Below are 15,466 nucleotides of genomic sequence, written 5' to 3'. Positions count from 1 at the left end.
CCTATACACCTTGAATCTGGGCTGCTACTTCATCGCGCGTGACTGCTTGAGACGGTTAATAAGTTGACTTTGAGATGTCCCTTGGGCGATCGGTTCTACCTTCGATTCCTCTTGCTGCTTGGGTACAGGTTTTTGCAAGCCAAAGCCACCCAAAAGTTCATTCAGTTTCAAAGTAATGTTGACGTAAAAACCACCTTGGGAACGGTAGCCAGTAAAATCTTGGTCATCAACACTACCGAAGCTGTAGCCCAAACCCACACGCAGATCGGGAGTTAAGTAATACCCAGATTCTACAGCTATGCCAAATTCGTTGTAATTTGTGCCGCTATTAGAAGTTTGTCCAATCCAGCGCCCTTCTACGGCTAAATCGGTACGATAACCTAACCTGTAAGTCGTTCGTAACTGCGCTAAATTCACATCCGCATCAAAGCGATCGCCATCTAAGAAAGTTACCCCATTTCTAAAGGCGTATTTGCCGTAAAATTCCCAACGCCAGTTAGGTGCATAAATCGCTTCCGCAGAAAAAATCTGCCCGGTAGCTGTACTTCCTGTTAACTGAGTTTGGGGAATTGAATCATAATTTTGTCGCCACTCATATTTAAGTAAGGCGTTGAATTTATCGTTACTCGGATCGCGATAGGCTAAACCCAATTTCAGGTTGGCGGTGTCTCCTAATTCTTGAAATCTCACGCCTTCAGAAATTACACCCACTGTCGAGGGGAGAAAAACGTTAGCTTCCCCCGCTTGTTGATAGCGAACTAAAGCGGTTAACGCTGGCGACAGTTTCCCCGCAGCAGCAGCAGAGATTACCAAATTATTGCTTTCATCCCCATCGCGATACTCAAACCTAGTACTAGCTTGGAATTGGGGGTTATCGGTGTACTCAAATCCCACGCTATAAACGGAACCGGAATATAGTCCTAACGAAGACGCTGTTTGTCCGACTGCATAATATTGACCGAATTGAGAACCAGCAGCAGTTCCGTTAAAGATGTTTTTAAATATGTATTCGTAACCAACATTCACCCGCAATCCTGGCGCGATCGCCCAGCGATGATTTAAACCCACCGCACCTTGTCCTTGCAAGCCGTTAAAGGCTGATAGCACCGAGTAACGCCCAGTCAAACTTGTATCCTCTGACAATTTGCGATCGAGGATTGTATCTAGGGTAGTGATGGAGTTACCAGGTATTAAGCTGCTGTCATCATAAAATTGGTGCGCTAGTCGCAATGTCACCCCTGGATAGGCTTTCCAATCTAATCCTAAGGTGGTGCGGTTGGGGTAAAGAGGATCGCTATTACCTAAATTGAGTTCGTTTTGTCCTTGAAAGGTTAAGGATTCAGTTAAAGGAATTTTCAGCCGCGAAACTAATTGATCTGCATCGCCACTAAAGCGGTTACTAACTCTATCTTCGCGGGAACGGTTGACATATTCTAAACTGACATCCGCCGCCCCAATTCTTTGTAAAATACCAGCGCGGAAGGTTTTTAGAGTATTGTTAACAGCTTCTCCCGGACGCGCTTGGGGTTGGGGATCGAATAAATCAAAAAAGCCTAAAGTGCTATTGATTCCCGTTGCCGCAGTTCCATAATTTTCTTCAAAATCGTAACCCACAGTAAAGCTGGTGGTTTCAGTGATTTTGGCGAGAACTGATGCACCGTAGCGTGTTTGTCCGGGGGTAAAGCTAAAGGTGGAGTTGTTATTAAAATTAGGTTCGACGGCGCGATAGTAAGCTTGACCGAGGAAACTCTCGCCAATTTTACCAAAGGCTTCTAAACGATATGCAGAACCGTTAAAATTTCGACCATCCACGAGGTTACCGTTAGAACGGGCATATTCCCCGACAATTTTACCAGCATCGCCTAAAGAAAGCAGAAAATCAGCGCCAAATAAGCGAAATTCTTGACTTCCTTGGTCTTCTTGTAGGTAACTGGCTCCAAAAAAAGATTTTCTTTCTAAATCTTGGGAAATATTATATTGCAGTCGTCCACCATAGAGTTTGGAATCTTGTCCGCCTTCGTTTTGGTAGGTAACCACAATCCGCCTCACTAAGGTAGCGCCAAAGGGATTGAGTTCTGTAGCGAGGATGGGACGACGGAATAACAGCGTACCGCGATCGTAATCTATTTCATAATCGGGGCCGCGATATAGTTGCTGACGCTGAACTACTGTCCCCGGACGATTAATTTCCTCGGCTTCTAAATAAACTGTTTCACTTCCGGGAACTAACAACCGCCGAGAAAGGAAGTAATTACCGCTAACTCCATTGGGGACAATCGTATCTCGTTGGAAGCCTTCAATATTATTGGCGTATAACCCGGTGATTTGTAAGGGGCCGAAGTTGTAATTAGCTTTAAAACCGTGGAGTTGACGAGCTGTAGCTGTATAAAGTTGGGATGGTCGGGAAAACTCTTCGGTGTTGTAGTCCCCCCACATGAAATAATCGGGATCGGCACCGGGAATTAAGGGACTACGCTCGATGCGAGCATAAAAGCTATCTATAGAGGGGGTGGTGGCTGTAAATGTAGAACTATCGCCATAGACGGGATATTGTTGTTCGCAAAATTGCACCCCCCCAAATAAGCGGTTTCTGCCTTCGCAGTCTTGGTTGATGGGACGTTCGCTATTAAAAGCGCCTGTAAATAACCAATCTCCAACTTTCCCAGTGGTAAAGACAGCCGCACTCAAGTCTACTTCTGTTCCCCCGGTTCTGTCGGGGTTGAGAAAGTCACGGAAACTCCCCCAATAATTAGTACCACCAGGGCCTATGCGCAGATTAACTATCCCGGTGGTGAGTGAAGGACGGAGATAGGTAGTAAATTCAACTTGGGTAAAAGCTTCAATTGGTACTTCCCCGACTTTATCGATTAATGAAGTGTCGGTTTGTTGGGGAAAGCTGGATTCGCCTGGTGTTATTTGGGGCGATAGCGAAGCGCTGCTGCCTACGGCAGATCGCGTTTTAATATTCTCTACAGCTGCCCTAATTCTAACTTGTTGGGGTTTAATATCCGATTGCAGAGTTGCGCTAAATTCCCCATCAATGGCGCGTACCTGAAAGCCACCTTGGTCTTTATCCTGATCAGCACCGACAAATTTACCAGCACTAGTAGTTAAAGTTACTAATACATCTTCGGGAATTATTTGCCCTTGTTCGTCGGTAATTTGCCCTTGTAGCTTGATTGTCGAGCGTCCATCAGCTTGGACTCTAGGGTCACCTACTGGTAAAATTTCAATCTTTAATTTCCGGTTCGGATTCTGGGGTGTAGATACCGGTGTTAGCTCTGTGGGAATAGTTTCTGGTTGAGCGATGGGAGCCGGATTTTGGGGAATTGGGCTAGCTGGTTCTGTTGTCGTCGGTGTAGTCGCTGGTGTTGCGGGAGAAGTTACACTCGGCTCTGTTGTCGTCGGTGTCGTAGTTGATGTTTGAGGAGATGTCGCACCCGGCTCTGTTGTCGTCGGTGTGGTAGCTGGAGAAATAGCTTGAGCAATCAACCGCTCAATTTCTGCTTGTCCTTCAGGGATCAGATTTTGCGGCTGACTGTTTTCTGGTTCTGTCGCCAACACTTGATTATTGCTGGCTTTGATCCCAAAAAAGGTAGGGGCGATAAATGCCAAAAACGCCAGAAACATCACTCTTTTACCCTTGGTATGTCCAGCCAAGCGCAACAGCGATAATTGCTGTTTTTCCATCCCCACTCTGTTTTTGCTCGCTCTACCTAAATCTTTGTGAGATATCATCGTTTACCCCCTGGAAATGCAGGTGTAACCCCAAAATTGACACGAGCCAAACTACTCGGAGCTAATTTCACCATCCGTGATTGGCTATTTCTTTCGATAAAATAATTGTTTGGTGCTAATGCATATCCTGGTAAACTAGTCAAGTCTAGTGTCGCTGACCGATAACCGGATATAACATTGGCTAAAGAAAATAACCCATTAGCATCCGTGACAATGCGATTGCCATCATCCATGTAAATTACGGCGTTGGGTACACCGGGTTCATTGGGTTGTTGTTCGCCGTCAAAGTTTTTATCCACAAACACCCGCCCAATAATCGTGCCACAATCAGAGAGAATCCCCGGACGAATGCGCAATACATGACTAGCTTGGTTACTCGTCAAATTTCCTGCTTGGGCTTGGGCTAGGTTTCTTCCCGTTCCCCTGACTGCATCTGGCGTTACTTCCACTGCATAAGCAACATTTAAGACTCCCTGGGGCGGTAATTCGGTAGCAGAGTTAAGGGATATTGTCACCGCCCGATTATTAGCAGCACTAGCAGTTACAGATACAGCTGCATTACCAACAGAACCTTTGAGGGATTTGGGGATAAATCGCAATCCTAAAGGTAGCCTATCTGTAATTGTGATATTTCTCGCCGGTGCTTGCCCTGTATTTCTAATTGTTAGGCGATAAATAACTGTATCTCCTGGTTCTGCGGCTGCTCTATCGCCTGTTTTAATAATCTCTAAAGCAGCTTGAGAAGCAGTTATTCTGACTTCGTTTGAGCGCTGATTTGGCAAACCATTTGCACCTCCACCAGCCGTATTTCTAATTACAGTTTGGGCAATAGTTGGAATGGTTTGATAAGCCACCACACCCAAAGAAAAAAATGCACACAAGAGGCTATTATGCCTCAACCATGAAATTTTAGATGTCATCGGAAGGCATCAAGCAACAACAAAGATTTTTGGCAAATTTAAGGTTTTCGATCAACCCAAGCAGAATTATTTAGGCATGATATTTCTCCTAATTACAAACATGATGTGACTACAACCTCTATTTTTAAGTGATTTTCTAATTTTTAGAACTCAAAGCATAATGGTTAATAAATTTTCTGCCATTTAGGCTTTCATTAATCTCTAGTAGATACTAGTTTAGTTACAAAAATTTTCAGTACTTGGTTATTAAAGCATCTTATCAGAAGATGTAACGTTTCAAAAATAGATAGTGTTTTTATGACAATTTGCTCATCGGTGAATATAGATATCGAGTTAGCATGATTTACCGCCAACAGCTAATGCATTGAGGGATTTTTAGTCAATAATCTTAGTTGGTAGATACCAATATACACAATCATGTAAACAAATATGGATAAAGCGCAGGAGCTTATCCAATAAAACTTATAGCTTCTCTAAACTATCAGTATTACCACACACTTCTTGAGACAATCCAATTTTTCAGACAAATAAAGTATGCAAATTTAAAACTAAACTGCATACATTATTTCTGAATCAATACAATAGTCATGTGCCTGTGACTTACTTACTTAAGCTGTGTAAGTAATATTAATCACAGGTTATTAATCGCTAGAGTCTTTAGTCTTTCAATAAAGAATTTTATTGTTGGCGACCAGACCCTATTGCGCGATTGAAATTAAGTTCACTTTTTTGCTGCCTATTTCCTTAGATTACATTAATTTACTACTTAATGGTCAACAAATTGTAATTTTGCTATAAAAGCATCAACTCAAATTTATGGCAACAATTTAGGAATTCCAATTAGAAAAATTTGCGATCGCTGTGTAGCAGTTGGCTTTGCTTACCCTCAAGGAGCATAATCTCATAGTTGCTATTTTGGAGTTACCGAAACACACATGCTTCCCTGTTCACTGCAACAGTATCATCATCAGATATAGATAAAATACAGATGTTGCTACTTGCTGTCATAAAGATTGACACCAGTTGTTAAACTGTCATATTGCAATAACAGCAATCTGCACAATAATGCTTTCAGTAGTAAGAATCTAGAGGTTTGATAGCTGCTGTTTATTAGCTAGCATTTAACTATTGTAATAAGTTACGTCTTCTTCTTATATGACTTTAGGAAGATGAAATTTTGCTTCAAAGATTGCAGTTAAACCACATTTATTTTGAGAACCATAGTTTTAAAAGTAGTGGGAGCATCTTGCTCCCTGGTTGTAGTAGCGGGCTTTCCGGCCCGCACTACTCCTGGTTTCAAAATGGACGAGGCTTAATTTTGATATGATTGTACATGGCTCCCGATCAAAACAGATGCAGAGATTGATATTGAGCAACAATTGTAGATATATATCCCACTGTGGGGTGATTGTTAATGGTTGACGGTTGACGGTTGACGGTTGACTGTTGACTGTTGACTGTTGACGGTGGGAGTTGTCACAAATTGAGTTAGCTGCGATCTAGTGAAGATTGGCGATCGCTTTTCTCAATATGTTGAGTCAATATAAAATTATACAAAAACCCTGCGAGCATTAGCAGGGTTTCTATTTTACCTGAAAAATAGTAATTTAGTCTAATTAAACTTTTTTTGACGATGCATAGCCAAACCTAACAAACCTAATGCAAATAACCCCGCAGTTGTAGTAGGTTCGGGTACAGAAGCCGATTCTACTGGTAAATGCGACCAAAAAGTACCCTGTTGAAAAAATCCCTGTTGCGCCAGAAAATCAGCTAACTCTGTAGTTTGATTGAAAGTTGTCGTTGTTGTCGTACCACCCCAACGCGATTGGTTAAACATATTATTCAAGCTAACAGTCTGGTCAATATTTCCCTTGTTTAGGGCGATACTATATGCCAAATTTTGCAGAGTCGAATCGCTAGTTGTTTTATTTCTAGTATCCCAGCCAATAGCATCAAGAAAAGTTATTTCTCGGCTGGTGACATTTCTTCTCATCCCTGCACTCAAGGCAGGATTCATGATTGCATCTGTATAGGTGCTTTTAAAGTGACTAGCTTGCCAACCATCGCCACCCTGATTATAACCCAAGGCTAAATCAGTATCTGCACCTGTTGACCAATAGCCCAAGTTAGTCCTACCCCCATCAATAGTAAAGATGGATGAAGCACCATAGATTAATGTGCCATCTGTGTTAAAAAATCCATCTCTACTGAATAAATTCAAAGGAGTGGCATATTTTCCTAAGTTACTACTAGTTTGATTGCTATTGGTATCATTAACAGCATCAACACCACTCACAAAACCCAGAATATGACCCATTTCATGAATTAACACAGTAGTCAGGTCAAATTCATTAGCACTAACGCCAGAGGTACGAAGAGTTTCCCACAAATAGTTAGTATTAGCCAGGTTGTTCAACACAATAGTGCCATCTAAACTAGTTGCGTGTTTATTAATAAGTCCTAAAGCTTTAGCATTAGCAGTTGTGAGTGTAATATCACTTTTAACCACTGCATGATTAATGTTGAGTGCAGAATTGGCTACTCCTAATGCCCAATGAGTGTTATTACTGTATGTGCCGTTATTTATGCCGTTAGCAACAAAATCCAAATAGTTATAATTACTGACTCCAGGCAAATTAGCGACAGCTGTAAAATCATTACTAGAACGGCGATCGTTAGTTAAAGCTGTTCTAAAACTACTGTAACTAGCATTATTCAGAAAAGCTGGGATAGCTCCACCTAAAACCCCTTGAGGTAACTTACTACTACTGGCTACATCTAAGTGAATATTGATAGTAGCATCATCTCTGAGTATATCTTGCCAATATAATGCTGCGGTTTCTGCTGCCCATTTGTACTCAAAAGAAACTCCCGGATCGTAGGTAAAGTTAAAGCTAACAGCTTGAGCGGGAATGGTGCTACAGAGCAAAGTAGCCAATGTGAGAGTTACTTTTCCTAGTGGTTGGCTAACATGATTAACTAAGCGCAATAGCCACTTTTTCTGGTTCATACTCTTACCAGGAATATATCGAATTTTATGTTATCAATTTATTTTCCTGAATATACGGGTTTAATAGGTGTTCAAGTCATGAATCTTCTGTGTATATAACCTAAATATTGTCAGGTTTCTGATCATGGAATTTACGTATTAATACTTGATTGTGGCATAAATACAGATTTGAAAAGCGCGAATTCAAAATTCAAAACTTGTACTGAGCTTGTTGAAGTATTCGCGCATTAAAGACATTGTTTAATTAAACTTTTTTTGCCGACCCATAGCCAAACCTAACAAGCCTAATGTAAATAGCCCCGCCATTGTCGTAGGTTCAGGTACAGAAGTCGATTCTGCCGGCATATGCGACCAAAAAGTACCTTTTTGGAACAATCCTTCTTGTGCCAGAAAATCAGTTAACTTCATATTTTGGTTGAAAGTAGTCGTAGTAGTAGTACCACCCCAACGGCTTTGCTTAAACATCTGATCCAGAGAGACAGTATTCGCTGTATTACCAATTGTACTAGCATTAGTAGTACCTTGAGATACAAGATAACTAGTAGACCAATCTGGGGTAGAATCTATATCCCAACCGATGACATCAAGAACTGTAATATCTCGCGAAACTGCATCTCTTCTAACCCCTGGTGCTAGGGCGGGATTCATCAAAGCATTAATATTAGACTTCCAATGACTAGCCTGCCAACCATCTCCTTGACCCCAAGGAGTTACTATACTGGTATCTTGTCCAGTAGATAAAAAACCAAGATTAGTTTTACCATTGTCAATGGTAAAAAAGTTGTCAGTGCCATAATCTATGGTTGCCATTGTAGGAGCATACTGAGCATTTATAGTATCTCTACTAAACAAACTGATGGGAGTAACGTACTTTTTCAGATAATTTTGGTCGCCCAGGTTTGTAGATTTTACTGCATCTAAAGCAGTAACAAAACCTAAAATGTGCCCTATTTCATGTAGAAGAACACTAGTAAAATCAAACTCATTAGTTCCTACAGCAGCTGTGCGTGTCTTTTCCCAGCTAAAAGAACTATTACTCAAATTGCTCATCACAATCACACCATCTAAACTGGTGCTATGTGCGTCAATTAATTTTAATGCTTTAGCATTAGCCCGCGTCAGGTTAATCGTAGTAGAAGATGCATATTCTCCCTCGATAAAACCTTCCCAATAAGATTGACCCTTGCTAGGTAGATTGTTGACAGCAGTGGAATCGTTTGTAGAAAGAGAGTCATTTGTCAGAGCATTCTGAAAATTGAAGTGACTAATATTATTCACAAAAGCTGGTAATGCTCCTCCTAAGACACCTTTAGGTAAGCCACTCGCATCAGGCATTTCTAAATGGATATTAATAGTAGCATCATCTGTGAGACGATCTTCCCAGTAAAGTGCGGCTGCTTCCGCCGCAGATTTGTATTCTTGAGTTACTCCTAAACCATAGGTAAATTTGAGATTTGCAGCATGAGCAGGAATGGTGCTAGACAGCAAAGTAGCTATTGTGAAAATTATTTTTCCTAGTGGCTGGCTCACTTGATTCACTAAGCCAGATACCAATTTTTTTTGCTTCATACTATTACCAGGAATGAATTGAATTTCGTTAGATTAATTTATTTTCCTGGATATGCTGTTTGAATAGGTGATGATGTGATAAATTTTTTGTGTCCATAACCTAAAAATTACCGTTTATTTGATGTTTATATTTAAGTATTAATACTGGAAATTTCCATATATTAAGAGTTATAGAAGAACAACAAAACATCACTTTAACTTAATTTCACCTTAATTTAATGTTGCATGATTGGTAGTGTTTTGGTATTTTTTCACAATCGTCATCTTTATTTAAATACTTTTATAAATTTTAGAATCAGCATCATTTATGGCATGAGTAAAAAACACTCTTTATGATAATAAATTTCCATGTTTTTGCTCATATTTACGGACATTAATTTTTGTACTTCGTCCAAGTTTATAAAATTAATATTTAGTTATGTGATTTTGGCAAAAACTCAGTCAATATCTATCTTGGTGATTTTCTATTCCCTGTTTTGAATCTAAACAAGTATATTTCAGCGATCAAATTGGAATCGAATAGCACGTTAGAGGGAAAAATCAAGTATCATGCAAGCAACCTACCCTAGTAGTAGAGTGACTTGTGCAAAGGGAGACCAAGATGAGAGTTTGGCTAGCTTGCTTTTTTGTGTTGTTTGCTTTGGCAGAACTGTTTGACTGGGTAAAGGAATTTAGCCTACCATTACCTATTTATATTTTGGGTGGGGCTTTTTTAGCTGTGGCTTCTAACTACGACAAGATTGTCGGATCTTACCTCAGCGATGAGGCGATCGCGCGATCGCCTGAACCAACACCCTTAGAAACATCACCTCAAACCCTAAACTCGATATCTTTAACAATGTCCAATCCTGTGGAAGATGAACAAGCTTCACAACTGTGATTACCTTTGAGGTGCAGCCAGCGCTAACCTACCCAGAAGATGGGTTTATTTTCATGATTAATTAATATAGGATGCTATCTATGGTGACCAACACTCAAGAATTAGATGCTCTACATTGGGTGAAAACCCGTTCATCTCTTGATTCTAACCAATCTACATACCTGATTTGGGCAGGTAAAATTTACGCCTTTATTCCCGGAGAAAGACGTAAACTTTTATTTAAAATACTGGGCATGAGTGTCAGTAGATGCATTGCTACTGAAGCGGGGAAATGGGATTTTACTTCTAGGGAACTAACCTACTACCTTGACCCAGAAACCGGTGAAAAATTGCATAAATGGGAAAATCCCTGGACTGGGGAGACAGTACCAGTGATGCATGTCGCCAATAATCCCGTACAAGGTGAATTTAAGGGAAAGTTTCCGGCGCAAGTAGAAGGAGAAAATACAACCTTTGTATTTGATATTTTTCCCACTTACCCCAACCCCTTAGCCGCAGATCCAAAATTTGCCGAATACAGTCCCCAAGCAACTTACCAAGCCGCAGAATTATTTAAACTGACTGTACCCACCGCAGATTTATTAAATCCAGAAATTTTAGAAGTTAGCGATCTCAAACTCAGTTGGGATCGAATTGGTCAGTGGCTACCTTGGATGAAAATGGGCGATCGCACTGGTCAGCTGATTTATAGTGCAATTGGGAGTAAAGTCCATAATTTCACTGACTTACCCCAATTATTGCAAGATGAAATTAATACTCGCGTGCCTTTATACAGAGATGCCCCCAAATCATATTTAGAGGGGGAAGATATGACTTCTTGGCTAAATTTCCAAGCAAATTTTGACGCTTACCTAGCTGGAGAAATTTTCCCTATACCAGCCGCAGAATCATAAATAGCGAATTACCCAGCCTAGCGAGTGAATCCACCGGCTGGGTTTTTGTTAAGTTAATCGGGATTGCTAGTTATGGGAGAAAATGCGATCGCATTTACCTGCACAATCCTGATAAGGCTGTTAACAGTCAACAGTCAACAGTCAACAGTCAACAGTCAACAGTCACCACGAGTAATTATGCAATTTAGATGTGCTTAAACAACCACAATATTGCTATTACTCAACGCAGCAGCACCAGAGAGAATCGCTATTTGTGTAGTTGCAAAAGAACTGCCATTACCATCAGCATCAAAGAACAAAGAACCATTGGTACTGTTGTAAATAAATCGTTGAGAAGCATTGGTAGCTGCTGATACTCCTGCACCAGAGATAAATAGCGCTGCCGATAACGTACCTACAGCTAAACCACCACCAAAACCAACGGCGGAAATCTGAATTACGTCACCATTCACAGTGGAAAAGTCCTTAATCGTATCAATACCTTCACTAATTGCATTGAAACGGAAACTATCAACACCAGTACCACCAGTCAGGGTATCATTGCCAGTACCGCCAATTAGGATATCGTTACCGCCACCGCCAGTGAGGCTATCGTTACCGCTACCACCAGTGAGGCTATTATTGCCACTATTACCAGTGATGGTATTGTTGAGGCTGTTGCCAGTACCATTAATAGCGGCTGAACCTGTTAAGGTCAACTTCTCTAAATTCGCACCCAAAGTATAAGAAATTGAGGCGTTAACTGTGTCAATTTCAGTAGACAAAGTAGATGTTTCTTGAATTACATCCCCCACACTATCTACAACATAGATATCGTTACCAGTGCCGCCTATCAAGGTATCGTTACCAGTACCACCGTTGAGGCTGTCATTGCCAGTACCGCCAATTAGGCTATCATTGCCACTACCGCCCTCAATGCTATCGTTACCAGCGCCACCATTAACAGTGTCGTTACCAGCACCGCCTTTAACATTGTTGTTCTCTACAGTTGTAGAAGTATAGCTGATATTGTCATTGCCGCTACCAGCAGTGATATTGCGCAAGAACTCAAATCCTTGATAAGTGTTACTTCCAGTCACAATAGTGGCTTGGGTGCTGCCGTCAATTGTCAGCACTCGCCCTATAGTATCTGCTGATAAGTCAGCATCGATCAAGGTGTCAATACCAACTCCACCATCAACTGTATCTGCTCCAGATCCTTGTGTGATAATGTCATTACCAGCACCACCATTGATACTGTCATTACCAGCACCACCAATGAGGGTATCGTTACCAATACCGCCACTGATGCTGTCAGCAAAGTTTGTACCTGTAACGTTAAAGCGTTCAATCTGCTCAAAGTTGACTTGGTCATAGCCACCCGCATCATTTTTGTATGCGTAGAAGTAGCCTGTACCACCAACAGAGACATAGCTGGTAATTCCGGGCTTTTGAGTACCACCTGCATAGGTGTTGCTCGAATAGTTAACTACCAAAACGTCATCGCCATCGCCACCGTTGACCCTATCTCGACCGCGTCCAGCATTAATGATGTCATTGCCAGCACCACCATTGATGTTATTATCCCGCTCTTGGCTGAAGCTAATAGTGTCATTACCAGCACCAGTGGTGATATCCAAGAAGTATTCAATACCACTGACGCTAGTACCATCGCTGAGGGTGACTGTGGCTTGGGCAGAACCTTTATCGTTAAAACTTAAACCTTTGGTAGCAGCAGAAAAGTTGGCATCGGTTAAGACATCAATTCCTGCACCGCCATTGATGACATTAGCGCCAGTACCGCCAGTAATGGTGTCATTGCCATCTCCGCCATTAATAGTGTCATTACCTGCGCCACCACTGAGGTTATCATTGCCGCCACCACCATTGAGGGTATCGTTACCAATACCGCCACTGATGCTGTCAGCAAAGTTTGTACCTGTAACGTTAAAGCGTTCAATTTGTTCAAAGTTGACTTGGTCATAGCCACTGGCATCATTTTTGTAGGCATAAAAGTAGCCTGTACCGCCAACAGAGACATAGCTGGTAATTCCGGGCTTTTGAGTACCACCTGCATAGGTGTTACTCGAATAGTCAACTACTAACACATCATCGCCATCGCCACCGTTGACCCTATCTCGACCGCGTCCAGCATTAAGTATGTCATTGCCGGCACCACCGTTGATGTTATTATCTCGCTCTTGGCTAAAGCTAATGGTGTCATTACCAGCACCAGTGGTGATATCCAAGAAGTATTCAATACCACTGACGCTAGTGCCATCGCTGAGGGTGACTGTGGCTTGGGTAGAACCGTTATCGTTAAAACTTAAACCTGTGGTAGCAGCAGAAAAGTTAGCATCGGTTAAGACATCAATTCCCGCACCGCCATTGACAACATTAGCACCAGTACCACCAGTGATGGTGTCATTGCCATCTCCACCATTAATGCTGTCATTACCAGCAGCGCCATTGAGGTTATCATTGCCGCCACCACCATTGAGGGTATCGTTACCAATACCGCCACTGATGCTGTCAGCGAAGTTTGTACCTGTAACGTTAAAGCGTTCAATCTGCTCGAAGTTGACTTGGTCATAGCCACCGGCATCATTTTTGTAGGCATAAAAGTAGCCTGTACCGCCAACAGAGACATAGCTGGTAATTCCAGCAGTCCGAGTACCACCTGCATAAGTGTTGCTTGAATAGTCAACTACCAACACATCATCGCCATCGCCACCTTTGACATCATCTCGACCGCGTCCAGCATTAATAATGTCATTGCCGGCACCACCGTTGATCCTATTATCCCGCTCTTGGCTGAAGCTAATGGTGTCATCACCAGCACCAGTGGTGATATCCAAGAAGTACTCAATACCACTGACGCTAGTACCGTCGCTGAGGGTGACTGTTGCTTGGGCAGAACCGTTATCGTTAAAACTTAAACCAGTGGTAGCAGCAGAAAAGTTGGCATCGGTTAAGACATCAATTCCCGCACCGCCATTGACAACATTAGCACCAGTACCACCAGTGATGGTGTCATTGCCATCTCCACCATTAATGCTGTCATTACCAGCAGCGCCATTGAGGTTATCATTGCCGCCACCACCATTGAGAGTATCGTTACCACTACCGCCACTAATGCTGTCACCAAAGTTAGTACCTGTGACATTGAGACGTTCAATTTGCTCGAAGTTGACTTGATCATATTCACCCGCATCATTTTCGTAGGCATAGAGGTAGCCAGAACCACCAACAGATGTATAGCTGGTAATTCCGGCATTTCGAGTACCACCTGCATAGGTGTTGCTTGAATAATCAACTACCAAAACATCATCGCCAGCGCCACCTTTGACAACATCTTTGCCGCGTCCTGGGTAAAAAATATCGTTGCCACTATTATCTGCCCCACTTGGTGGCAGATTATTATCAGAATCATTGCCGATAAATGTTGCCATAATTTAGATAAGATTGGAAATTGTTTGCAGAATTTGAACATCCAATCAGATATTGTGGTTGTTCATCACAAAATACTCTGATTGATTGATTGTCGATAGACAATAAATATTTAATCAATGCCATTCCGTATCTTTACGCAAAAAAATATTTTTTATCAAATATTTTTTAAGTGCAATTCTGACGTATTTATCTGTAAAAAGGTTCACATCTTAATTAATCAATTAAGGCGATCGCTGATTTTTATTGGTCTAGATTAGACTGCTTGAATAAATTAAATATTTTATGATATTTATTATGCCTGAACCGCTTGCATAGAAAGGATTATTTGAATTAACCGTATTCTAGCATACTAGTTAATATCGTCATAAAAACGCCAAATTATAGGTAAAAATTAGGAATTTGAATAAAGTTTATTGAAGTATATATCTAATATATATAATTAGCAATCTTCGATTTTTAATATTTATATATATACAAAAATATTAAGTTATTTTTAAATTCAGGAATAACCTAATATTTAAGGTTTACCTAAACTTTTATTTACAGCATATTTTAGGTAAATGAGGTACGCGCTTCGGGGCATGGCAGTGCCAGTGCCCCTACAATCAACGATAATCTTTACCTTACTAACTAGCAATCTGCTTTAAATATTTTTATGCGGAAAATTTATGGCAAATTTGAATTTAGTAGAAATAATCTCAAGTTGGTTCTACAAATATATTATTATTTGCAGTTGAGATTTATTAGTGAATTTAGCACTTTATAAAGTATACAAATCATTTTATAAACTTTTCATAAAGGATCGCTGTTAATTTATAAATTTTCAGTAAATTTACTAAGTCAAGAATTAATTAAGTATACAAAAATTTTTACCGTGGAAGTATTTATCAGGTAAGCCTGTCCTTGAACTAAATTGTATAGTTAGTAGGTAGGCACGAAAAAACCAAACTATGTAAAGATAAGTAAATACGGAGAATGCATCTACCGAGGTGACTTAATATATGGGCGCTCGTTTAAGGATATT

General features: G+C 41.0%; 8 protein-coding genes. 3 read left to right on the top strand and 5 right to left on the bottom strand.

The window, feature by feature from the left end; genetic code table 11:
- Positions 1 to 24: 24 nt before the first annotated feature.
- The 4 genes from AACW45_RS08880 to AACW45_RS08865 form a co-directional block, all read right to left on the bottom strand.
- Positions 25 to 3,738: a hypothetical protein gene (locus tag AACW45_RS08880; RefSeq protein ID WP_242045619.1), complete on the bottom strand. Its 3,714-nt coding sequence runs from the start codon at positions 3,736 to 3,738 to the stop codon at positions 25 to 27.
- Positions 3,735 to 4,658, bottom strand: a complete 924-nt coding sequence (locus tag AACW45_RS08875) for a DUF11 domain-containing protein (protein ID WP_190632651.1) — start codon at positions 4,656 to 4,658, stop codon at positions 3,735 to 3,737. The genes AACW45_RS08880 and AACW45_RS08875 overlap by 4 nt, the downstream gene beginning before the upstream one ends.
- 1,612 nt (positions 4,659 to 6,270) lie before the next feature.
- Positions 6,271 to 7,668, bottom strand: a complete 1,398-nt coding sequence (locus AACW45_RS08870; protein WP_190632750.1) for an NF038122 family metalloprotease — start codon at positions 7,666 to 7,668, stop codon at positions 6,271 to 6,273.
- A 240-nt stretch (positions 7,669 to 7,908) separates the two neighbouring features.
- Positions 7,909 to 9,237 carry an NF038122 family metalloprotease gene (locus tag AACW45_RS08865; protein ID WP_190632749.1) on the bottom strand — a complete coding sequence of 443 codons (1,329 nt, stop codon included), beginning with the start codon at positions 9,235 to 9,237 and terminating at the stop codon, positions 7,909 to 7,911.
- A 601-nt stretch (positions 9,238 to 9,838) separates the two neighbouring features.
- Here AACW45_RS08865 and AACW45_RS08860 point away from each other — a divergent pair.
- The 3 genes from AACW45_RS08860 (at position 9,839) to AACW45_RS08850 (ending at position 11,208) form a co-directional block, all read left to right on the top strand.
- Positions 9,839 to 10,117, top strand: coding sequence for a hypothetical protein (locus AACW45_RS08860; protein WP_190632650.1), 279 nt, complete (start codon positions 9,839 to 9,841; stop codon positions 10,115 to 10,117).
- An 80-nt stretch (positions 10,118 to 10,197) separates the two neighbouring features.
- Positions 10,198 to 11,010, top strand: coding sequence for a DUF1838 domain-containing protein (locus AACW45_RS08855; RefSeq protein ID WP_190632649.1), 813 nt, complete (start codon positions 10,198 to 10,200; stop codon positions 11,008 to 11,010).
- Between the two features lie 72 nt (positions 11,011 to 11,082).
- Positions 11,083 to 11,208 (top strand): hypothetical protein, encoded by a 126-nt coding sequence (locus AACW45_RS08850; RefSeq protein WP_277880350.1) that lies wholly within the window; start codon positions 11,083 to 11,085, stop codon positions 11,206 to 11,208.
- On the opposite strand, the gene AACW45_RS08845 is transcribed toward AACW45_RS08850, so the two are convergent.
- Positions 11,205 to 14,441, bottom strand: a complete 3,237-nt coding sequence (locus AACW45_RS08845; RefSeq protein WP_190632648.1) for a beta strand repeat-containing protein — start codon at positions 14,439 to 14,441, stop codon at positions 11,205 to 11,207. The genes AACW45_RS08850 and AACW45_RS08845 overlap by 4 nt on opposite strands.
- Positions 14,442 to 15,466: the final 1,025 nt, after the last annotated feature.

Origin of the sequence: Calothrix sp. FACHB-168, from assembly GCF_963889195.1 — a bacterium.
Lineage (GTDB): Bacteria > Cyanobacteriota > Cyanobacteriia > Cyanobacteriales > Nostocaceae > Aulosira > Aulosira anomala_A.
Note: the sequence above shows the minus strand (reverse complement) of the source record. Positions and strands in the feature narration are given on the sequence as shown.